The following is a 25,031-nucleotide window of genomic DNA, read 5'->3' as shown; positions in this document are numbered from 1 at the left end:
AAATGAGTATTTGGAAAAAAATACTTTTATGTTCATATTTATTTAAACAAAATTCTAAAAAAAAAGAGGAAACAACTTTTAATAAGAAAATTGAAAATCTTATTGGATATAAACCATCCAACCTGTCGATTTTCTATGAGTGCTTTACTCATTCCTCAATAAATACAAATGATAATAAGAATTTCGAAAGATTAGAATTTCTAGGAGATTCCATATTATCAAGTATAGTATCTGACTATTTATACCATCAAGCACCTGATAAAAAAGAAGGTTATCTTACTCAGATGCGATCCAAACTGGTAAGTCGAAAATCCTTAAATGTTTTAGGAGCAGATTTAAAATTAACCTCTTTTCTTCAAAAGAGGCAAAATACAAGTTTGGGCGAAAATATAAATGGAAATTTATATGAAGCGCTGGTCGGTGCAATTTATATAGATAGTGGATTTGAATTTTGTCGAAATTTTATAAAAGAAACACTCATTAAGCAAGAAAACTTTGAACAGCTTGAAAAAAGAATTGCAAGTTATAAAAGTCTGATTATTGAATGGGCTCAAAAAAATAAACTCGAAATTATTTTTAATACATTTCAAGAAGAAAATGCAGAAGAATCATTAATCTTCAATTCTATAATTCAACTGGATAATAAGATTATTGCTAAAGGAAGAGCTACTTCTAAGAAAAAAGCCGAAGAGAGCGCTTCCAGGAGAGCCTATCACAGTCTTAGCAAGTATTATAATTCTCTGCAAAATAAATGAGTATATTAAAAACATATTCTTTAGATTGGGAAGTAAATGATCCAATATTTGATTTTAATTTATTAGGATTTAAAACCTGTATTAATAAAGATTATGATTTTGTATTCTATTTAAATAAGAATTGTAACCTTAATTTTAAGCGAGTCAATGACCAGCAAATAATAGAAGATGGGATTACTTATATTTTCTCAATTTATAGGTTTTTCCATGAAAAAACTAAACAAAAATTAGAATTAATAAGTAACTTCTCCTTTCCTCAAACCATACATGAAAATGATAGTTTTTTTGACCAGATCGAAAAAGTTAAAATTTTAATCCCCGAATATAAATATTACAATTATTTCTTAAAATCAGATGTCATATTAGATGAAGAATTCTATATAAATTTGGGAAATCTTAAAAATATTTATAAATTTAGTGAAATAAATATAGATAAAATTAAAATAAAAAATTTAGAAAATTTGATATTACCTACATAATGAGTGGATTTAGAAAAAAAACGAAGATAGTAGCTACTATTGGTCCTGCATCTGAAGATAAGAATACATTATTAAAGATGTTCCAAGCAGGTGTAAATGTAATTAGAGTGAATTTCTCTCATGCAGAAGAAGAAGTTGTTGAAAAATGGGTACGTACAGTTAGAGACCTCAATGAAGAACATGGCTTTAGCGTAGCCTTATTAGCCGATTTACAAGGGCCTAAACTTAGAGTAGGTATTGTTAAAGAAGGAACAATTGTTAATGCTGGAGATACAATTACTTTTACCAATGAAAATGTAGAAGGAGACGCAAAACAGGTTTATATGAGTTATCCCCAATTTGCTAAAGATGTCAAAGTGGGAGAAAGAATATTATTGGATGACGGAAAATTAATTTTTGAAGTTTTAGAAACTAATTTAACAGATAAAGTAGTAGCAAAAGTTATTCAAGGAGGTCCGTTAAAATCTAAAAAAGGAGTTAACTTACCAAATACTCAAATTTCTTTACCGGCTTTAACGGAAAAGGATATTAAAGATGCGATAACTGCGATAAAATACGAATTTGATTGGATTGCGCTTTCTTTTGTTAGACATAAAGAGGATGTTATAGATTTACAAAATTTAATTAAGAAACATTGTGATCATAAAATCCCGATTATTGCAAAAATTGAAAAACCGGAAGCTATAACTAACATAGAAGAAATAGTTCATGTTGTAGATGGAATTATGGTAGCCAGAGGAGATTTAGGAATTGAAATTCCGATGGAAAAAGTTCCTTTAATTCAAAAGAATTTGGTTAGCATATGTAAAACTCACTGTAAACCTGTGATCATAGCAACTCAAATGATGGAAAGCATGATTGACGGGTTAACCCCTACCAGAGCCGAAGTTAATGACGTGGCTAATTCTGTATTAGACGGCGCTGACGCGGTTATGTTAAGTGGAGAAACCTCAGTAGGTAAGCATCCGGTTGAAGTAATTGAGAACATGTCTAAAATTATTTTAAGCGTAGAAGATGATCACCGTATTCAAATCCCTTTACACTATCCAAAAAAAGGCAGTGAGCGTTATATAACAGATATGATTTGCTACAATGCTGCAGTTATGGTTGGACAAGTAGGAGCGAAAGCTATTATTACTTTAACTCAATCAGGATATACAGCATTTCAAATATCATCCCATCGTCCACTAGCTAATATTATTGTTTATACATCCAATAAACGAATAATCAATATGCTAAGCTTACTATGGGGCGTTAAAGCATATTTATATGAAGGAGCGAATAGTACTGATGAAACAGTTGTTGAGGTTAACAATAATATTAAGCAAAAAGGGTATATTAAATCAGGTGATTTTGTAATCAATCTAAATGCTATGCCTTCTTTTGCGAATAGTTTGACAAACACATTACGCCTTACCCAAATTTAACTTATTTAAATTTTTACCATAAAAAAAGAGTTCAGTTATAAACTGAACTCTTTTTTGTTATACCCTAAATAAATACTTATGGTTTTTTCTTATATAGAAAATAAATATCAACGGACCTTTCATCAATTGTATTAATGATCGTGTCGGTAAGAATTAATTTATAATTTTCCAATAAGAATGGATTTCGTTTTAAACTATACGGCGTATCAATAGAATCCATTTTTTCATAATATCCATTACTAGGTATGTATTGCTGTATGATAACAAAATCAGTTTTTTTATCTTTTAAATATTGAAATTGTTCGTCTCTTAATTGAGGATAAAATTTATGAGAAAGATTAGGAGTAACAAAATACTTAATGTTAGGCACTATATTACATGTAGTAAAAAGATTATTTGCCAGACCAAATCCTAAATTTAATAAAGTAGGATTATTTTCTTTCATAATTTCCTTTTTTAACCTCATGGTCATTAAAGCTTTTCGGTCATAATTTTCATCCGTTAATATCCATTCTTCTATGCGCGTATTATCAAGTCCTGACATCCCCGCACAGGTAAATACGAAAACCAACATAGTAAAAAATAATGTTTTACTTGAGTTTATATAAAATGAGCCAAAACATTTTTGGAATATGGCTCCAACATATATAAAACCTATAAACCCGAAAATTAAAAAAGGTATAGGATAATAATATTGAAATTTACCCATAAAGATAACCGAATATAAAATAAATCCGGAAAATACTATACCTACTCTAGCAAATATATTTTTAACATATTTAAATGGAAATAAAAATATTCCCATAAAAGCAAGTAAAAACAAACAGGTGGGTTCTAAAAATAAATAAAGAATTCTTGCCAATAGTCTTAAAACAATATCCTTAGGAGTTCCTAATTTTGCATAAGCACTATTCAACTCAATATATATTTTATAAGCCTCTTCTAAACAATTATGTGTGTATAGATATCCAATAACAGGGATACTAACAAATAAAAACCCTAAAATAAATGCTAAAATATTGTATAAAAAGTTTTTATATTCCTTATGATATAAAATATTAATAAATATCGCAGAAAGTGGGAAAATCCAAAATGCTATAAGATTTATTTTAGTATATAACACAGCAGTTACTAACAAACCATTAATAAACATATATATTGGTTTGTGAATAGGATTTTCAGATTTAAAATATTTAAAAAATAAGTATAAGGTGACCCCTTCCATACATAAAATAAATTCTTCAGCAGAACCTCCCGCTTTCATAATCTTAATTAAAAAAATAAAGAATGCGGTGGTAATTACAAAAGAAATGAATTTACCTAAGAATAGTCTAGAAGTAGAATATAAAGAGAATGCTAAAATAAACCAGGAGGCTAATTCAATTAAAAACATCCCGAAAAAATTTTCATTGGAAATTATATATCCGGCTGCATAAATAAAAAATATGAAAGGCCCTTTATGATCAAAAATTTCAGTATATAAAGCCCTTCCATTAACCATTCCCTTTGCAACATTAAAATAAATGTTAGGATCTGCCCATTCATTTGTAGTATAAAGAGGGGACATCTTTGAGCATATGAATAAAACACTTAATACATATATAAATAGCAAAAAGTAAATATTTCTTTCAGAAGTTTTTTCCATTTTATAAAAATTAAATATTTTACTTACACCTTATTCTTAATAACTAGATTTTCGATGAGCTCTGCAGCTTTTTTATTTCCTCCGGCTTCAATGAAAGATTCTTGAATTTCTTTAGCTGCCTTTTTATATTTTTCATTATATAATAATTCGTCGACCGCATGTTCTATATCCATAATTCTCATGCGTTTGTATTTTAACCGTATGCCGCATCCGTATTGTTCAATTAAAGTGGCGGTATGAGATTGGTCAAAGGCTATAGGTATTATGAGCATTGGAATACCATTCATATAAGTATCACAAACGGTATTTAATCCTCCATGACCAATTACTACATCAATATGCTTTAAAAGTTCAAGTTGTGGCACATAACTTTGTACAATAAAATTATCCGGCCATTTTTCTATAATAGAAGGGTCTGTTGCCGCAACAACAGTTACGTTTTTATCTTTAAGAGCCTCAATCATTTTAGTGAAAAATTCTTTTCTGATATCTACTAGGACAGTACCTAAAGATATATATATTTTAGGATTATTATCTTTATTTAATCTGTCCCAATCAAAAGGAGTATTATCCGGGCGACCGGTTAAAGCTCCGATAAATTTCATATAAGAAGGATATTCTCCATCATTATATCCTGCAAATTTTTGAGAGGTATAAAACATATTAACTTCTTTAGAAGAAATTAATTCTTCATCACCCGTTATACCTAAAGATTTTTGCAAATTTATGATGGAATCATGCACCCATTGAGTCACTTTTGGTGCTGTCCCCGGATCATGAAGTGTATTTGGGGTAACAGGAGTGATCGTAGCCAATGGAATTTTTTTAACATGAGCTACAAATGCTCCCGCAAATGTAATACAGTCATTGATAATAACTTCCGGTTTATAAGTATCTACTAACTTAGAAAGCTCAGCATACATTATTCTGGCAAAGGGAATATAAGTACCCTGAAGTCCCAATTTTAATGCTTCCAAAGCAGGTAATTTAGCCCCTCTGTCTTGTAATTTAATAATATCTTGTATTTCTTCTTTATTTTCTTGATATGATTCTTTTAATATAAAAAAAGTACCGCCTGCCGGTATAGTTTCTGGTTTTATTTCGGTTAATCCGGCCCATGCGACTTCATGACCGTTTTCTAATAAAGTTCTACCTATACTTAGACTGGGATTGATATGTCCAAAAAAAGGAGGGACAACAAATAAGAATTTTGACATAATGTTTAATTTTTTACTAATGTTTGTAAATAGTCTGCTCCTTTACTCACTCCTCCTGCTTTTTCAAATGAACTTTGAATCATTTTTGCATTTTCACTAAATGATTTCTGATTTAATAGTGATTCAACAGCTTCTTTTAGATGAGAAGTTTTAAAACGATTAAAATTTAAACGTATACCTGCACCACTATCTGTAACGCAACTGGATACAAAAGATTGGTCATAAGCAATGGGAATAACTACTAAAGGAATACCGTAAGACAGAGATTCACAGACCGTATTATTTCCTCCATGACATACCACTGCTTGCATCTGTTGAATTATTTCAAGTTGGGGTATGTTCTTTTGAATAATAAAATTATCTGGAATATTTTCAAATAAGTCAGGATCGGATACTACAATAACAGTAATATTTTCTCCTTCAAAAGCCTCAACAACTTTACTGAAAAATTGTTTCTTTTGTGTATGATCAAATGTGGTTCCTATACTTACTAAAATTTTGGGACGATCTTGACCCATTTTTTCTAGTTTTTCCCAATCAAAATCAATTTTTTGAGCGCGTGGTGATAATACAGGTCCTATAAATTTGTAATTGGATGGCAAATCGGTTTCACCGAAAAATTCTCTTGAGGTGTATACCAAAGTTAATAATTGAGAACAATCAAGGCGATTATATCCGGAAACACCGTATTTATTTTGAAAAGCTATAACCTGTTCACCTTCCCATTCATGAATTTTTGGAAACGAAGGATTAACTTTAATTGATGCCGGTGCAGTAACGGAAGTAGCATAAGGAATATTTTTTTTGAATGAAGCAACAGCCCCGGCAAAAATTTGATGATCGGAAATCACCACATCCGGTTTATATTCATCTAATGCATTTTCAATCCCATTCATCATTAATGAATTCATGGGAGTGAGAACTTCTTCATATAAAAATTTAAGACTGTCAATTCCGTATACTTTCTTTTTTTGAAGCTCTTGAGCATGTTCAAAAAGCTTTTTTTTTGCCATTTCATCCATTTCTAAAGGAAGAACAACTAATTGGCCTTTTTCAGGCAATTGAGCTTTTAAATTAGCATCTAAACTATACCAGGTAACTTCATGGTTTCTTTTTAAAAGTTCATTGCCAAGGCTTAATGTTGGATTAATATGACCAGTAAGGGGAGGAACTATGAAAGTAAATTTTGCCATCTAGTAATTAATTTATTAAGTAAAAAATTCACTCAGTTTTTCGTTAATCCATTCAGGGTTTTGAATTGGAATGTTATGATCTCCTGTTCCTGAAAATAAGGTTGAATCAGGAATATAGGTATTTAATAACTTCCCATCCGGTAAACAATCCGATTCATTCCCATAAAGTAATAACGTTTTATTTTTTATGAGACTCATATTTTTTTCTGTTGAAAAATTTTTATCCTTTATTAAATCTTGAGGCATCGAAGTTTCATGAAGTAGAAAATCAAATAATTTTTTACTTTTTTCAAGCTGTTTGTTATTAGGAGTAATATTTGTTGAAATACTATAATTTTTCATATAGTGTTCGATATACTCATTACCATATTTTTCAAGAATTTGCTCTGTATCTCCATTTTTATCTGTAATAGGAGAATCGATAATAGCAAGTTTTTTTATTTTATCCTGATGATGAATTGCAGTATATAAAGCTATTAAACCACCAAAACTATAGCCTACAAGATCAACTTTCGATAAATTTAAATGATTCAAAAGATCCAACAAATCATTAGAAAGAGTTTCTAAATCATATCCATTATCAATTTTGCCGCTAAGGCCGTGGCTACGTAAATCATACATAACCACGTGATATTTTTTAGCAAGTTCCGGAGCTATATTAAAATAAAATATGGATAAATTGGTAAACATACCATGAACCATTACAATTGTTTCGGAAGCTTCCGGATTGAGTTCTAAGATGTGAGTTTTTCTGTTATTTATCTGAATTATTGGCATCTACAATATAATTAACAACATCGTTGATTGATAAATTGATTAATTGATCCATATCCATACCTGATAACCATCCATTAAAATCTATATTGTCACCATAGGTAGCTTTTACTTTCTCCGCAAATGAAACAATTTCAATACTGTCCATTTCCAAATCTCTGGTAAAAACACTTTCCGGCTCAATAGTTAATTCTTCCGCTACGTCTTCGCCAATTACTTCAGTAATAAATTTTTTAAGTGATTCAAAAATAGTTTCTTTTTGTTTTTCTATAGAGTCCATCCGATTATGAATTTATTATTATGTTTAATTGTTTTTATTATAGTTTCATTGATAGTTAAATTTTCACCATCAATAGATGTTACTTCATATTGCTTAGGATTTCCGTTTAATCCAACACCAAGCATTTTTCCATAGGCTTCTTTAGCCACCCAAAAACGAGTGCTCCATTCTGCAATATTTTCTTTTGATTTAATAAGAGTAAGTTCTTTATCTGTGAATGCAATATCTAAAAAGCCTTTGTCACGTTCCTCAATGGTTTCTATATCAATCCCTACCGGCTTATTAGATACCATACTTACCGTATTGCTTCCTTTATGAGCAATTGAAATTTCTAATGACTTAGTTTCCGGAACCCCGTGTATGGATGGCTTATTTTTTTCGTCGTGCTGAATAGAAAATTCAATAGGGAAATATTTTATACCATTTTGTTTATTGATGTAATCTCTAACACTATCCTTTACACATACACGACTGATTAAGAAATCTTTTTTCTTATTTAACATTAAAGAATCATATCGACGTTTTTCTTCAGTGTTTAAATATATATGCATCAAGAAATCTTGATTAACAGCTTTTTTATATCGGTCATCGAAGAAATAAACATTCGGTGCTACTTCATTTGCCAAAATATGATCCGCCGGACTCATATTCGTATTCCATAGTCTGGTGTCAAAACCTTCAAATATTTGATTTTTCCAATTTTTAATTATACACCAAATTTTTCCGTCGCGTTTCATGATAATATCGGCAGTTGCCAATTTATCTACATAGGAGGTAGGAAGACAAATACATTCAAAAATTCCTTCTTGATCTTCTACATCTTGATAAAAATTAATTTCTTCAATTTTTACCGGAAAACTAACTTTAGATTCTCCCTCTAACATCAATTGAAGATATAAGCCATAAAGTTGACCAATAGTATCCATTAAAGAACCTTTACCAAAAGATTTCTTAACAATGGCTCTTAATCCTTTTTTAGAAATGTTTGTAACTTCTAAAATACCTTGATATCCGGGACCATGGAACATATGATCTTTATAAATAATTTCCGGAGTAGGGAGAGCTACCGCATTTTCTCCAAAATCAATATTTTCAAGATAAGCAGGGTCTACACTTGGATATGCATCGCCTAAAGTTACATCTCCATTTGCGAAATTTTTGATTTTCAAAGAAACTACATTTTCAGTTTTCCAAGTTCCTTCAATGGTATGTTGGAAAGGTTTATATACTTTCATCCATTGGAAAACACTTACAGGTCCCAAACGAAGAACTTTTTTATTTAAGTTTTGTTTATGAGCCGCTTCTATTAACAACTCAAAAGTCATGGTCATTGGTATAACCGGACACATATCTTCAACAACTTTCCAATTTTTAGGTTGTCTGAATAAAGAATGATCTATTATATAAGGATAATTCTTTAAGTCGATATCTAATTTTTCTTCAAAAGAACTTCCAACTTTTATCTCTTGAGTAACCGTATTTGGAATAATTGGTTGAGGAGCATATTCTTTTAAGGGTACAAAATCAGTAACTAAATAATCAGAATTTGATGCAAATGCTTTTCTTGTTTCAACCATTTCAGTAAATTCCTTTTGCATGAGAATAAGTTCTTGAGTATACTCATTCATCGCTTGAATAACCGGATGATTGGATTTAATGAAAAGAGAATTTATAGAATCTGATTCGGTAGTTTGAATTTTATATTTATTGGATAATTCCTGTAATAAAGGAAAGTTTTTTACCAAAGATTGGTTTTCAGAAACTTGAATTTCTTCGATAGAAGAAGTTTCCTTATTTTTAAGACCTATGAAAGAAGTATTAATTTCTTTACCTTCAATGAATAATAAAGAAAGTACCCTTCTCAATTGTTCCAAAGTTGAAAGTTTAGGAACTGTAGCCGATATTGCAGCATATTCTTTATTTTTAAGAATATCATCCACAAAACCAATTAAACTTCCACTTCCTATTTGTATAAAAAATCTAACATTTTCTTTTTCATATAATTTTTCAATTAATTCACGAAAAAGAACGGCTTGAGTTAGATGTTGCATGGTTAATTCTTTGAAAGATTCAAAATCATGCGGGTAAACATCTAGGGTAGTGGCCGACCAAACCGGAATGTCATTTTTTTCGATCTTAATGTAATTAAGATCGTCCAGTAAATAAAGCTTCTTTTTTAGGAATGGTGAATGAAAGCCCGATTTAAAATCTAAAACTTGATAAAATATACTTTTAGATTTTAAGATTTGTATTAATTGATCTTTTGCTGTTTCTGTTCCACACAAAAGAACTTGGTTGGGACAATTATCATTGGACAGGTAAAGATCCTGGATTCCATCTAAAATGGGATTTACTGTTTCTGTACCGGCACCTACGGCGATAAAATACACATCGTCCATATTGTATTTTTCCGGATCCATTGAATTTAATAAATTTTCAACGGATTCATCAGAAACCAGACCACCTGATTTTGCTGCGAACCATTCTCCTAAACTATGCCCTGCAGTTAAATCGGGTATTATACCCATTTTTTTTAACGCTCCGTCTATAATTTCACCTCCGTGAAATTGTTTAAAAGACTGGTCAAGTAATAAATTACCTGTAATTCTTTCTTTAGGTATTTTATACCCAAAATATTTTGCAATACTTTCTACTTCCGGATTAGATGAAGGATCGAATCCCGGAAATAAGAAAGCTATTTTTTCATTATTTCTTAAAAGAGGTTTGTTTGAGAACCAAATATCTTGTCTTCCTTTCCAAGGCTTATCTTTTGAAATTAATTTTTTAGCTTTTTCAATACGATCCGATGTCGGATTAAAAAGAACTAATCGATAAGTACCGTTTGGATCAGATAAGGAAAAATCTCTTTTATCTAAAGCTTCAATTAACGCCTCTTTAGATGAAGCGGAAATAGCAATCGCTTCGTTGTCAAAAACCGGAATTGAAGAGTTGTTTTCCTCGGCATGACTATGTGCCTGTAAAACAACGTGTGCACTCATACCGTCAATACCAAATGCGCTAACCCCTGCATGCAACGGAATTTCTTTTTCATTCCAATCGATTATTTCAGTAACAGGTGAAATTTGTGTATTTTTTAGTGAATTATTAGGATTTTCACAATTCAGAGTTACAGGAATTTTCTTATTATATAAAGAAAGTGCAGTTTTAATTAAACCGGCCATACCTGACGCAGAAAGAGTATGTCCGATATTGGATTTTACCGATCCGATTAAAACTTTTCCATCCTTGAATAGTTCAGAAAGCACATCAATCTCAATTTTATCATCGCTTTTAATAGCTGTGCCGTTAGCCTCTATATATCCGATATTTTCAGCCTTAACTTTTGCATTTTTCCAAGCCTCCTGAATAGCAGTTTTTTGTCCGTTTGAAAAATTATTTCTATTGGAAGCAATTCCCACCCCTTTAATTACAGCATAGATACGATCATTATCGGAAAGAGCTTTACTTAATTTTTTTAGTACAATAAATCCGGCTCCTTCGCTTAATAAAATACCGTCAGCGTCTTCATTAAAAGGTTTAATTTCTTGTTTATGAGATAATAAACCCGATTTTGAAAACACACTCCAATAAGGAGAATTTTGGCTAAATTGCATACCTCCGGCGATTGCAATTTCGACCTTATTAGCAAGTAATTCCTGTATTGATTGTTCTACGGCAAGTAAAGAACTTACTTCGGATGCATCGATGGTATAGGCAGTTCCTTCAGTATTAAAATGAGAGGAAACTATTCCCGCAATTGACTTTGTCGTATGTTCAAGTTGTAATTTATTTTCTTGAGCCCCTTTATCCTTTTGAAAAGCCTCTTTAACTTTTTCAATGTCTTGATCGGAAATGGACGGAAGTATATTTTTAATGGCTAAAGCAAGTTGCTCACTGGTACGAACAATATCGATCCATTTTAAGTCATTGGAACTAATGTAATTTTCTTTTCCGATTATAATTGAAGATTTCTTTAAAGAAATATTTTTTTCAAATACAGAAGCATCCTCTAATGCTTGATAGACTAATTTTATTACTAAAAGCTGAGTAGGGTCTAAATGCTGTACCTGTTCCGATGTTATTCCTATTTTAGATGGATCAATTGTAATAGGAGGAATAAATCCTCCTTTATTACAATAAATATGATCTAATTTATTTAAATTATTTTTAAAGTAGATTGAATCAATTTTTTCTTCAGGAACCTCGGTTATGGAAGAAGTTCCTTTCAATAAATTGTTCCAAAAATCATTGATATTATTTGCTCCTGGAAGGAAACAAGACATTCCTACAATTGCAATATCTGTATCTTTCATAGTTATACTCAGATTCCGAAAAATTGTTTAACTCCTTGATCACTTCCTCCCATAATTAAAACTTGGTTATCATTACCATATTTTAATTCGTTAACGAATTCACGAGCTCCTTGTTTTAAAGGAATCATAGCAACACCTCTTTTATTAAATTCATTTTCCAAAGAGCTGGATACCATTCCTGCTCCTTTCCAAGGTCCCCAATTAATAGCTAAAACTCTGGCGTTGGTTTTTCCTTGGATAGCCCACGAAGTCATGTCAAACACGCTGTTGGCTGCAGCATAATCAGTTTGTCCTCTGTTACCGTATACAGAAGCGATGCTGCTGAAGAAAATAATGAATTTAATATCACTATGAAGTTCGTCTAACAGTACGTGTAAAGGATTTATTTTAGTAGAATAAACTTGTTCGAATGCTTCAAGGGTTTTATGTGTAAATAACTTATCAACTAAAAGTCCTGCTGCATGAATGCATCCGTCAATTCTACCGTATTGTTTGTACGTATCTTTTATAAATTTCCTTAGTCCTTTTTCATCTGTTACATCTAAAGAAACATATGTTACTTTAGAACCTGACTTTTCAATTTGGGCGATGGTTTGTATAATTTGATTGGTTTTATCAATTTTTTGAGCTTTTTTCTCTATTTCTGTAGGAGTTTTCATTTGCTCTTCATTGATAAGATATTTACGGATTTCATTTTTATCTTTTAATGAAATGTATTTTTTATCTTCATCAGTAGGTTTAGCGGAACGTCCTACCAAAGTATAATGACAAGGATATTCAGATGAAAGTTGATTAGTTAATTCAGCGGTAATTCCTTGAGCACCTCCTAAAACAAGTACTACAGATTCTTGATCCAGGTCTAATTTAGAGCTTCCATTTACAGCAAGAGCTTCAGGTACTAAATTAAGACGAAAACGTTCGGTATCTTTATAAATGACTTCAGCAGAAATGTCTTTTGTTTGTATTTCATTTAAAACTATTTCCGTTAAATTTTTAGAAGTAAATACAGTATTAGATATAATAGCTCTACAATTTATTTTAGAATATTCACGAGCTAAACTTTTGATTAATCCCGGAAAACCTTGAATTTTCTTTAATTCTTTGATATCTTTTTTACCTTCTAAATCACCCATCAGGTCACTGAAGCTATAGATCCATTGAATACGATCCATATCAGCACTTTTTATAAGAGTAAAAGCATCTTTAATAGTATAATGCTTAGATGATTCTGAAACCTCTAGAATAAGAAGACCGTCGTAGTTTGAAAGATTTGTATTACTGTCTGAAATGATATCTACTGTAGCTCCTTTTGCTTCTAAAGCTTTTTTAAGATCTTTAGCCATAGATTTTCCATCATCAGTAATTGCAAATTTTTTGCCTTCTATTTGTATTTTATCTGATCCATTAATTGGATATTTTTCAAGTTCAAAACGAGTTCTTAAAAGAGGTTCGTCTTTAGCTGAATCAAGGTTTTTTTCTAATTCTGAAATTGATTCAGCATCAAAAGATATTTCATTTACAGCCGGTGAAGCTGCAATTTGCTTGTCTGTTTTTTCTGGAGAATCCCCATTTGCTAAATCTTCAATCCATCCGATAACCCCGTTTAATGTTTTTATAGAGGCCATTTTTTCGATAGCATCTTCAGATTCCTCAAAATCAGAAGTAATATTTAATCTTTCTCGTAATGCTCCAATTATTTCCATTCTTTTAATGGAATCGATACTTAAATCAGCTTCTAAATCTAAATCCAAACCTAACATATCAATTGGATATCCTGTTTTTTCACTTACGGTATTAAGGAGAGCATCTTTAATCACTTCCAAAGAAAGGGCTTCTTTCTTAGCACTTGGAGTTGCTGCAGGTAATATATTTGTAGCTACAGTAACTTCTTGAGATACGGGTTGATCTGATTTTACTAATTCTTCAACCCATCCGATAACCCCGCTAAGTGTTTTAATAGAAGCCATTTTTTCGATAGCATCTTCAGATTCTTCAAAATCAGCATTGATTTTTAATTTTTCTTTTAAAGCTCCAATGATTTCCATTCTTTTAATGGAATCTATACTTAAGTCGGCCTCCAGATCCATGTCTAAACCTAGCATATCAATAGGATATCCTGTTTTTTCACTTACTGTATCAAGCAAAGTGTCTTTGATTACTTGAATTGATAAAGCAGGAGCTGAACTTTGAGCAACCGTATGTACCGGTACGGCGACTTGAGCCGGAACAACTACCGTTGGTTGAGGAGTAGCAATTTGATTGCTTTGAGTAGGCACTTGAATAGTTGTTGTTGCTTGAGGAGCAGCAATAGTTGTTGGATTTTGACCAAAGTATCCTAACATGACGTCTCTTTGGTTTTGTATCATAGATCTCATGTTTCCTAAATATTCAAGGATAACATGATCCGCTTGAGTAAGATTGTTATTCATGGTATAAGTATCGGAAATAGCTCCAAAATTTAAATTTATCGGTTTGCTAATTGGAAGTGCTCCGTTGGGAGGAAGACTTCCTACGGAAGGAATAGCATAATGGCCATTGATAAGCCAGTTTGTAGCTCTCTTTTTATATTTTTCCGGATCATCAAAATTTATTGTAGTAACTTTTCTACCTTCAAATAATTTCTCAAGATTTATATTTCTTCCGGTTGCTATATATTTAGCTAATGCATTAAGTAAAAAGGTAATTCCTTCTTTTTCTTTTTCTTCGGTTTGAATTGTAGTAATTTCTTGAGCACCTAAAGTAGATTGAACAAGATTTATGAGAACTTTACCCGGACCGGTTTCAATGAATACTCGCGCACCTTCTGCATACATATTCGTAACCTCTTTGGTAAAGTATACTGGATTAATTAAATGCTCAGCTAAACGATTTTTAATTTCTTCAGGTTTGGAAGGGTATAGTTCTGCAGTTGTATTAGACCATATGGACAACGTCGGAGAAGTAAAATCAACAGAAGAAAGCTCTTTCAAATATAAATCTTTAGATTTATTCAATAGTGGACTGTGGAAAGCACAATCTACGGCCAATTCTCTGTAAGTGATTTTCTTATCCGTAAGTTTCTTCAAAAACTCAGTCATTGCAGCAGTAGAACCGGCAAGAATGGTTTGTTTGATAGAATTGAAGTTTACGGCCCAAACTTCTTTTTCTCCTTCAAGTAATGATTTTATTTCTACTTCCGGTAGATTTAATGCAATCATTTTACCCTTATCTTGTCCAACAGCATCTAAAATTGCATGGGCTCTTTTTCTACTTAAAGAAACTAATTCTTCAGGTTTGAATACTCCTGCAAAACAAAGCGCAGGAAGTTCTCCATAGCTGTGTCCTGCAACCATATCCGGTTCAATTTCTAAAGATCGTAAAAAACTAGCGATCGCATAATCAACGATACCTAATGATGGTTGTGCATTTTGAGTTTTTGTGATCGTAGTTTGCTGTAATTTCTTACTTTCATCATCAAAAACTGCATGAGGGAATAATATTTTTTCAACCTCTGTATTTTGAATTAATAAGGATCTCATAGCTGGAAATGCCACAAAAAGATCACGAGCCATATTAATTCTTTGACTTCCTTGTCCTGAAAATAAAAAGGCAACTTTACCTTCCTTAGGATCCCTTAGATAAATTCCCGCTTCTTCTTTATTGGAAAGAAGAGATTCAATTTTATCTTTTAATTCAATAGTATTGGAAGCTACTATAGAAGCTTGAATATCTTTATTGTTATCAGTTGCTAAACTATAAGCTATATCTTTTAAGTTTAGAGAACTGTTTATTTCAATTAAATTTTTAACTTTTTGAGCAATTTGTTTGGCTTCTTGTAAGTTATCTCCTTTGAAAACAAATAATTCGGAAGGCCAAGAAGTTAAGCTGCTTGTAGTAGGAATTTCTGATTTATAATTTTCCATTACAACATGGAAATTGGTTCCACCAAAACCAAACGCACTTACACCGGATATTCTTCTTTCACTGCTCCAGATTCCCGCTTTAGTATTAAATTTAAACGGACTGCTTTCTTTGTTATAAAAAGCATTCGGATTAGTTAAATTGATGGTCGGCGGTTGTATACCGTAATAGGTTGCTAAAGCCGTTTTAATCAATCCGGCCATACCGGCAGCACATTTAGTATGTCCGATTTGAGTTTTTACAGACCCTAAATGAGTTTGTCCCACTAAAGCTCCGGACTCTAAAAACATTTCAGTCAATGCGCTTAATTCTGTTTTATCACCTACAACAGTTCCTGTTCCATGAGCTTCAATTAATTCAACTTCTGAAGGCAAAACACCTGCATGTTTATAGGCTCTTTGTAGAGCTTTCATCTGACCTCTTTTATTTGGAGCGGTCATACCTAAGCTTTTACCGTCACTGCTGGCACCTGTTCCTCTTATTACGGCATAGATTCTGTCTCCATCGCGTTCTGCATCTTCCAATCTTTTAACCACAATCATTCCAATTCCTTCTCCTAAAGCAATTCCATCAGAATTAGCATCGAAGGAAGCACATTTTCCTTTTCTTGATAAGGCATGTGTTGCAGAGAACATTAAAAAGTCATTTAAACCATTATGTAAATCTGCTCCCCCTATGATGGCAATGTCTGTTCTGTAATTTTGTAATTCTTGGCATCCTATATCTACTGCTGCAAGAGATGCACCACAGGCAGCATCAACAGTATAGTTGGTACCCCCTAAATTTAACCTGTTGGTAATTCTACCGGCCACCACATTGGATAAAACCCCCGGGAAGGAATCTTCATTAAGTTTAGGAAGCATATTTTTAAGTTCCTCAGGAAGATCTCCGAAAACTTGTTTAGCATATCCTCTAAACCCATAACTTGAAGCTAATTCGGTTGCTCCTTCAGCACCGATGATAACAGATGTATTTTCTCCATCGAAAGTTTTCATGTCATAACCGGCATCTTCCAATGCTCTTTTAGCCACTAAAAGGCTTAATAACTGCACCGGTTCTATAGAAGCTAGTGATTGAGGAGGGATACCAAATTCTAACGGATCAAAATCTATGGTTGGTATAAAACCACCCCACTTAGAGGAAACGAAATCAGTATCTCTGGTGTCGGGGTTATAGAAAAGTTCTTTATTCCATCGGTCATCAGGAACTTCGGTAACACAATCTTTACCGGACAAAATATTTTTCCAGTATTCCTCTAACGTTTGGGCTTGAGGAAAAATACCTGCCATACCTACAATTGCCAATTTAGAACCACTAGGTTCTTTAGTTGGTTCTGTAAGGTTTTCTAATTTTGAAAGAACTTTATTGTTTTCTATTGCTACGTCTTTGTGGAGTTCTTTTATGGTAGTTGAATTGCCTCTTAATGCACCAACCTGTCCAATCATAAATACCCCTTTATTTAACTGATCTTCATTGGATAGTTTGATAAGTTCTTTACCCTGTCTTTCAATTCCTTTTGCAGCAATTCTTTGACGTCCCAAGTTCATTTCTTCAAGTTTCAACCAAACTTCTTTGGAATCCAAACCTTCTGCAAATAATCGTTGTTTTTCTTGATCGAATAATTTGGTAAAAGGGGTAGGTAGAGCTCTGGTTTCTTGACCTGGAGCCGCTTCTAGTAAAACGGTTTTATCATGTGCTACGGATTGTTTTTGATATTCATCTGAGATAGCACCCGTTTCAACAGCTTCTTTTGTAAATAAGTAAGAAGTTCCCATTAATATACCAATTTTAGCTCCTTTTGCTGCTAAGGATGCAGACATAATAGAGATAAATGCAGAAGAAAATGCATCGTGAATTCCTCCTGCAAAGAATATATTTAATGTACTTGGTTGGTCGTCTTTTAATAAACGATAGATTTGTTTTTCCCAAAGAACCATACTAGGTAAAGGGCCAACATGTCCACCGCTTTCTCTTCCTTCAAAAATGAAATTTCTGGCACCTTCTTTTAAGAACATGTCCAGTAATGATACAGATGGTACATGTAAAAATGCTTTGATACCTTCCTTTTCATAAGGTTTAGCTAATGAAGGTCTTCCACCTGCAATGATAATAAAAGGAGGTTTATTTTCGAGGATGTATTTCATTTGCTCTTCGCGCAATGGTGCCGGAGCAAAACCTAAAATACCTACTCCCCAAGCCTTATCTTTTAATAGAGCATGTGTTTTTTCAACAGCATCTTTAGCTGCTTGTCCAATCATCAAGCTCATTGCTATAAATGGAACCCCACCTTCATTGGCAATTTTTTCAGCAAATTCAGGTACGTCACTAACTCGGGCCATAGGACCTTGAGCGATTGGAAATCTGGTTCCTAATTCTTTCGCAAGAGGGCTGTTCTCTCCGATTATATTTAAATTTTTAGCTTGCAATAAATGCCCATAGGCAGCTTCTTGAAAAGCTATAATTAAATTTTCAAGCTTTTTGTATCGTTCTACAAAATCCACGGATAAGCAAATATCCTGCCCCATAGGAATTATATTTTGAGAAAGATCCAGGCCGCCTAAAAAAGGTAAAATATCTTCATATTTTGCTTGTATTGGTAATTCCGGTGAATTTTTTCTAAGTAAGATTCTGAAATTGTCGATAATAACAGTTTCGCTTCCACTCAGCTTGTTAAAAATATTTTTTAAATCTTTAGATATACTACATTCTGGAAAAAGAGCGATTTGACTATCAAGTATTATACCTTGTGCCCCCATTGCTAAGGCAGCAGCAGAGGTATGAATACCCATTCCTCCTTGTATGTAAATTTTAGTTTTTAATTTTTTGTGCTTGTTTTTGATTCCTTGAAAAAGAACGTATGAGGATTCATAAGCCACTTTTCCTGCTCCTTCATTTCCTTTTAATATAATTGATTCTACCCCTTTATTGATGGCTTCTTCTGCTTCATCCAATGAGTGAACTTGATGAAAAATTTCTATATTTTTTTTAACAGAAATTTTAAAATTAAAAGGAATAAATATTTTTGTTACATTTTCAGGAAGTGTAAGGTCAGCCATTGATTCTGACACAAAACATACACCAAATGATTCTCTTGTTTTTTCAGAAAGTTCATTTAAACTTTGAATAGCTTTGTTTTTATCTCTTCCTAAATGTAGGATTGGAAAAGCCCCGGTTTTAATAGTTTTTAAGGCTAGATCAACGTCAGGTAATTCAAAAGGAGAAAGAACAAATAACTCTTTTTTTTCTTGCATGGCTTAAAAAAATTGTATTTAGTAAATATTTAACTTATCAATGTTTTTTACTACTTAAGATAATCTAGGATCACATATAGTATTAACTAAACATATTCCCCTTATAATTAAAGGGGGAAATCGAATCGCAAATATAATCAAAAAAAGAATAATTTTAACATTTTGTTAATATTAATTTATATTAAGTTTTTGATCTTGCGAACCTGCCAAAAAAAGATAATTATTGCTAAAATAGTAGAGATTGTATCGGATAAGGGGATAGAGTACCACACCCCATTTAAATTTAAGTAGTTAGGTAGAATAAATAATGAGGGAACAAGTAGTAAGAATTGTCTGCTCATACTTAAAATAAAAGCAATAACAGCTTTTCCAATACATTGGAAAAAATTGGATATAACCATTTGTATACCGCTTAATGGTAAAGTAATGGTCATTATTTGTAAAGCTAAAGATGCTTCTTTTGCTAATTTTGGGGAAGGATTAAAGGGTTTAACAACAAGTTCAGGAAATAAAAAACCGAATAAAAACCCTAGACATCCAATAAAAAATCCGGTTTTAAGGCTGTAAGTTAACGTGTCCTTAACTCTATTCATATTTTCAGCACCGAAATTATAACCTATAATAGGCTGCATTCCTTGGGTTAAACCTACTATTACCATTATAAATATCATGATCAGGCGATTGGCTATGGTATAAGCTTCTATGGCTGTGCTGCCTCCGTAAACATTAAGCCTGTTATTTATGAATAAAACAACAACAGATGCAGCAAGTAACATGAAAAAAGGAGCAAACCCCACATTAATTATGGACCAAATGATCTTATAATTGGGTTTTAAACTTTTCCAGTGAAAATATACAATGGAACTAGAATTAAAAAAATGTTTTAAAACGACACCCAAGCCTATCGCCATGGAAATATTGGTTGCTATGGCAGCACCTTTCATTCCCCATTTCAATACAAATAAAAAGATGGGAGCCAAAATAATATTGGCGACAACTCCAATAAGCATCATATACATGGCTTTTTTAGGATATCCTGATGCTCGCATGATACTGTTGAGAGCATAATTAACCGTTAAAAATATATTTCCCGGAAGATAATAGAGTAAAAATTCTTTTGCAAATGGGAATGTTTGAGGAGTAGCTCCAATACCAATAAGTATCGGGTCCATGTAGGCATACATACCTATGATTAACAAGAAAGTTAATGCGGTAGCTAATAAGATGGAATTTCCCAATACAATATTGGCAGATTTCATATCTTTTTGGCCTAGAAAAATTGAGGTACGTGTTGACGCTCCGGCTCCAACCAGCATACCTATTCCTGAGATAAGGTTCATTATGGGAAGAAGAACTCCCAGTCCTCCTATAGCATGATCTCCCAAATTTTCTCCATGACCTATATAAATACTGTCAATAATATTGTATAAAGCAATTACTATAGTTCCTACAATAGCCGGAACGGCATATTTCCAAATAAGTTTGCCGGGTTTTTCATTCTCCAGCTCTGAGATGTTTTGAGATTTATCTATAGCCTCCATTCGTAATAATTAAGATCGTCTGTTTTTTAATAAAATAGTTAGTTAAGTAAAGGAAAAGAATAGGTTATTAATCTTTTTTATGAAGATTAATAATCTATTCCATATAGTTTTTGAGAAAGATTAATCTTTCACTAATAAGCGAAAACCTTCTCCATGAATATTTACGATTTCTACATTGTCGTCATTTTTAAGTAATTTTCTGATTTTAGCAATGTAAACATCCATGCTGCGAGAAGTGAAATAATTATCATTATGCCAAATTTTAGTTAAGGCTTCTTCTCTTGGCATAAGATCATTTTTATACTTGCAAAGAAGTTTTAAAAGCTCATTCTCTTTAGGAGATAATTTATGCATTTTACCGTTAACCTCTAATTGTCGTAATTTGGTATTAAATTTAAAATTGGAAATTTCATAAATTTCTTTGTCTTCATTTTCAGAATTAACGGAAGAATTGGAATTCCTTTGAAGAACGGCATTAATTTTATACAATAAAACTTCAGAATCAAATGGTTTAGTTATATAATCATTAGCGCCAAGTTTATATCCGGTAAGAATATCCTCACGCATATTTTTAGCTGTTAAAAAGATAATCGGAACATCCGGATTAATGTCAATAATTTCTTTAGCTAATGTAAAGCCGTCTTTTTTCGGCATCATTACATCGGAGAGACAAATATCAAAATTGTCTGCTTTAAATTTTTCTAACCCATCCTCACCATCAACAGATAGGGTTACATCGTAATCGTGAATAGAGAGGTAATCTTTTAAAACAGCACCAAAACTTGGATCATCTTCTACTAATAATAGCTTTACTTTTTTATCCATGATATTTTTAATTTAGAGGAATACGTACAATAAAAGTGGTTCCTTTATGTAATTTACTAACAACTTTAATACCACCATTATGTAACTTAATAATATTTTTTACGTAGGTCAAGCCTAATCCGTGACCTTTTACATTATGTATGTTTCCGGTTTCTTCCCGATAAAATTTTTCAAATATTTTTTTTATAACGTTTTCAGACATACCCTTTCCTTTATCTGAAATTTCAACTACGTAATCATTTTTATCGTTGTAAGTTTTTACCGAGATTTCAGGTTTTTCCAATGAATATTTGTTCGCGTTGTCTAATATGTTAACAAAAGCATTGGTGAGATGAAATCCATCCACATTTCCAATATATTTATCTGCTAAATACTCTTCTTTGATTGTTCCCCCTCGTTGCTCCACTTGTACCCGAACAGTTTTAATGCTGTTTTTCAGGATTTGTCGAATATCTGTTTCTTTTCGGATCAGTTGAAGTGCATTTCGTTCAAGTTTCGACATTCTCAAAACCATCTCTACCTGTTTTTTCATTCTATCATTTTCTTGCTTGATTAAAGAAGTATAGAATTTCATCTTTTCCGGTTCTGATTGAACTTTCTCCGAATTTAGCGCATCCGTAGCAATATTAATGGTTGCTATAGGAGTTTTAAATTCATGAGACATATTATTTATGAAATCAGTTTTTATTTCAGAAATCTTTTTTTGCTGGGACATATAATATATGGAAGCAATATATATAGCAATAATGACCAAAGTAGAGGCTATGGTTACCCCAATAGCTCCCAAAATAGGATTTAGTACGGAATATTGTTTAGAAGGAAAATAAACGGATAAATAATATTGGGTATTATCTTTTCCGTCAGAAAATAAAACTACATTGTAATTTTGAGTAAACTTATTACTTAAGATAAAATCATCACTATGGATTTTAGTTAATTTAAGTTTATTGTTGAGCACTCCGCATTTAAATTCAGTATTAATATTGTGCTTTTTAAGTTCTAAGCTAACCACTGAATCTATTAGCTGCATGTTAATCCTGGATTCCAAACTCATCTGGTTTACACTCAATCTTGCAAATTCGTCTAAGGTAAATTTAGGGCTTACAAAACTATTTTCAATATTTTTTTCAATCGGTTTAATATTGGTTTGAAGCGAATCTTTTTTAATTTTTAATACGCCTTCATCCGTTAGTAAATTGGTGATTTTTAAAGTATCTTTTTTTGAAAAAGGAATGACGAGAGGCTTTTTATTAACGATTGTTTTTTTATAAATGATGTATTTAACAGATTGAGAGTCAATAACACTCATGGCTGTTTGGATGGTGCTGGAATCTTTTTGATTATTGATGTCTTGATAGAAATTAGTAAATGGTTTGTAAAATTTATTAATCTCTATAGTATTAATTTTTTTGGAAGAATTATTTAGTGCTTTGTATACACGAGATGAAAAATCCTGTTCACCTGCATCTATAGCTTGTTTCAGCCAAAAAATCTGCAATCCCACAAAAACTATAAGGGAGATGGTCATTAATCCCGATAAAATAGGGATGAAACGTTCCTTCATAGTACAAAATTAATCATTTTAACCGATGAAATTTACGACATATCGAAAATTTTCAATATTTTTAAAATCTTATCTGATCAAAAATAAAGCTAAAGAAATATTTATTACGTTTAAAATATTATATGGAGAATAATTTTAAAAATGATTTAAATTTGTACGTCTATAACTATATTATATTATGCACCAAGAAGAAAAAAAATCTTTAAATTTTTTAGAGCAGATAATTGAAGAAGATTTAGAAAACGGTTTTCCTAAAGAGAAATTAAGATTTAGATTTCCACCTGAGCCTAACGGCTATCTTCATGTAGGCCATATTAAAGCCATATGGATAAATTTCGGATTGGGGCAGAAATATAATGTACCCGTTAATTTACGATTTGATGACACTAATCCGGTTAAAGAAGATCAAGAATATGTTGACGCGATTAGAAAGGATGTAGAATGGCTGGGATATACTTGGGATAAGGAATGTTATGCTTCTGATTATTTTCAACAGTTATATGAGTGGGCTATACAATTAATTAAAGAAGGAAAAGCATATGTTGATAATCAGACTTCAGAAGAGATGAATGAGCAGAAAAAAAATCCTTTTGAAGAAGGTATCGAAAGTCCTTATAGAAACAGGAGTATAGAGGAAAACCTTGATCTTTTCCAAAGAATGAAAGAAGGAGAATTTGAGGAAGGAAGTTGTGTACTTCGCGCAAAAATAGACATGAAATCTCCGAATATGAATATGAGGGACCCGGTAATGTATCGTATTTTAAAAAAACATCATCAAAGAACCGGTAACGAATGGTGTATATATCCTTTATACGATTGGACACATGGAGAATCAGATTACATAGAGCAGGTTTCTCATTCTTTATGTTCTTTGGAATTTGAAAATCACCGACCTTTATATGAATGGTTTTTGGATCAAGTATACGATCCGGCAAAAGTTAAAAGTAAGCAGCGTGAATTTGCCAGATTAAATTTAAGTTATACGATTACCAGCAAACGAAAATTATTGCGTTTAGTAGAAGGAAATTATGTATCCGGTTGGGATGACCCGCGAATGCCTACCGTATCGGGTATGAGAAGAAGAGGATATACTCCTGAAGCTATTAAAGATTTTATGGAACGAGTAGGAGTGGCTAAAAGAGACAACATTATTGATTTTGCTTTATTAGAATTCACGGTACGAGATCACCTTAATAAGATTGCGCCAAGAGTCATGGCTGTGGTCAATCCGGTGAAAGTTGTAATTACTAATTACCCGGAAAATTTTGAAGAAAATGTTACTATTGAAAACAATCCGGAAAATAAGGATGCAGGAGAAAGAGAAGTTCCTTTTTCAAGAGAAATATATATAGAAAGAGAAGATTTTATGGAAGAAGCTCCTAAGAAATTTTTCCGATTGACCTTAGGAGGAGAAGTCCGATTAAAAGGAGCTTATATAATTAAAGCAGAATCTGTAGAAAAAGACGAAAACGGTGTAATTCAAACCATTTATTGCACGTATGACGATAAAAGTAAAAGCGGAAGCGGGACAGAAGAAAGCATGCGAAAAGTGAAAGGTACTTTGCATTGGGTATCCGTTAAACACGCATTACCTATAGAAGTGAGAATCTATGATCGATTATTTAAAGAAGAATCTCCGGATACGCAAGAAGGTGACTTTTTAAATTTTTTAAATCCGGATTCTTTAAAAACTATTCATGGTTTTGCAGAACCCGGCTTAAATGGTACAAAAATTGGAACAAAATATCAATTCCAAAGACTTGGGTATTTTGCAGTCGATGACGATTCAACAGAAAATCATCTAATTTTTAACAGAACTGTAACATTAAAAGATACCTGGGCGAAAATCGCTAATAAATAAAGTTTT

Annotated in this window: 14 protein-coding genes; 4 read left to right on the top strand and 10 right to left on the bottom strand. The window is 32.1% G+C overall.

The window, feature by feature from the left end; genetic code table 11:
• Window positions 1-2: 2 nt before the first annotated feature.
• Genes rnc through pyk form a run of 3 tightly spaced genes read left to right on the top strand, consistent with a single transcriptional unit; the run spans window position 3 to window position 2,661 of the window.
• Complete coding sequence (rnc, locus tag J3U20_RS06475) at window positions 3-755, top strand: ribonuclease III (protein WP_160542465.1); 753 nt, start codon at window positions 3-5, stop codon at window positions 753-755.
• The gene (locus tag J3U20_RS06470; protein ID WP_160542464.1) at window positions 752-1,234 is read left to right on the top strand and encodes an IPExxxVDY family protein; all 483 of its coding nucleotides are present in this window, start codon (window positions 752-754) and stop codon (window positions 1,232-1,234) included. The genes rnc and J3U20_RS06470 overlap by 4 nt, the downstream gene beginning before the upstream one ends.
• Window positions 1,234-2,661, top strand: a complete 1,428-nt coding sequence (pyk, locus tag J3U20_RS06465) for a pyruvate kinase (protein ID WP_105296287.1) — start codon at window positions 1,234-1,236, stop codon at window positions 2,659-2,661. The genes J3U20_RS06470 and pyk overlap by 1 nt, the downstream gene beginning before the upstream one ends.
• A 76-nt stretch (window positions 2,662-2,737) precedes the next feature.
• On the opposite strand, the gene J3U20_RS06460 is transcribed toward pyk, so the two are convergent.
• From J3U20_RS06460 to J3U20_RS06415, 10 genes are all read right to left on the bottom strand, one after another.
• The gene (locus J3U20_RS06460) at window positions 2,738-4,228 is read right to left on the bottom strand and encodes a hypothetical protein (RefSeq protein ID WP_160542463.1); all 1,491 of its coding nucleotides are present in this window, start codon (window positions 4,226-4,228) and stop codon (window positions 2,738-2,740) included.
• A 101-nt stretch (window positions 4,229-4,329) separates the two neighbouring features.
• The gene (locus J3U20_RS06455; RefSeq protein WP_160542462.1) at window positions 4,330-5,523 is read right to left on the bottom strand and encodes a glycosyltransferase; all 1,194 of its coding nucleotides are present in this window, start codon (window positions 5,521-5,523) and stop codon (window positions 4,330-4,332) included.
• Window positions 5,524-5,528: 5 nt separating this feature from the next.
• Entirely contained in the window at window positions 5,529-6,716 is a 1,188-nt protein-coding gene (locus J3U20_RS06450) for a glycosyltransferase (RefSeq protein WP_160542461.1), read from the bottom strand.
• Between the two features lie 15 nt (window positions 6,717-6,731).
• On the bottom strand, window positions 6,732-7,493 hold the full coding sequence (locus J3U20_RS06445; RefSeq protein WP_160542460.1) for an alpha/beta fold hydrolase: 762 nt from the start codon (window positions 7,491-7,493) through the stop codon (window positions 6,732-6,734).
• Window positions 7,471-7,770 (bottom strand): acyl carrier protein, encoded by a 300-nt coding sequence (locus tag J3U20_RS06440; RefSeq protein ID WP_105296282.1) that lies wholly within the window; start codon window positions 7,768-7,770, stop codon window positions 7,471-7,473. The genes J3U20_RS06445 and J3U20_RS06440 overlap by 23 nt, the downstream gene beginning before the upstream one ends.
• Window positions 7,758-12,083 carry a type I polyketide synthase gene (locus J3U20_RS06435; protein ID WP_160542459.1) on the bottom strand — a complete coding sequence of 1,442 codons (4,326 nt, stop codon included), beginning with the start codon at window positions 12,081-12,083 and terminating at the stop codon, window positions 7,758-7,760. The genes J3U20_RS06440 and J3U20_RS06435 overlap by 13 nt, the downstream gene beginning before the upstream one ends.
• A gap of 8 nt (window positions 12,084-12,091) precedes the next feature.
• Window positions 12,092-19,234: a type I polyketide synthase gene (locus tag J3U20_RS06430; RefSeq protein ID WP_160542458.1), complete on the bottom strand. Its 7,143-nt coding sequence runs from the start codon at window positions 19,232-19,234 to the stop codon at window positions 12,092-12,094.
• A 176-nt stretch (window positions 19,235-19,410) separates the two neighbouring features.
• Window positions 19,411-20,775, bottom strand: a complete 1,365-nt coding sequence (locus J3U20_RS06425) for an MATE family efflux transporter (protein WP_185150301.1) — start codon at window positions 20,773-20,775, stop codon at window positions 19,411-19,413.
• A gap of 120 nt (window positions 20,776-20,895) precedes the next feature.
• Window positions 20,896-21,600: a response regulator transcription factor gene (locus J3U20_RS06420; protein ID WP_160542457.1), complete on the bottom strand. Its 705-nt coding sequence runs from the start codon at window positions 21,598-21,600 to the stop codon at window positions 20,896-20,898.
• 7 nt (window positions 21,601-21,607) lie between these two features.
• Window positions 21,608-23,164, bottom strand: coding sequence for a sensor histidine kinase (locus tag J3U20_RS06415; RefSeq protein WP_160542456.1), 1,557 nt, complete (start codon window positions 23,162-23,164; stop codon window positions 21,608-21,610).
• A 178-nt stretch (window positions 23,165-23,342) separates the two neighbouring features.
• On the opposite strand from J3U20_RS06415, the gene J3U20_RS06410 reads away from it, so the two are divergent.
• Entirely contained in the window at window positions 23,343-25,025 is a 1,683-nt protein-coding gene (locus J3U20_RS06410; RefSeq protein ID WP_160542455.1) for a glutamine--tRNA ligase/YqeY domain fusion protein, read from the top strand.
• Window positions 25,026-25,031 lie beyond the last annotated feature (6 nt).

This window comes from Apibacter sp. B3919 (assembly GCF_026537405.1).
Classification (GTDB): Bacteria; Bacteroidota; Bacteroidia; order Flavobacteriales; family Weeksellaceae; genus Apibacter.
This window is presented reverse-complemented; position numbering and strand designations above follow the sequence as displayed.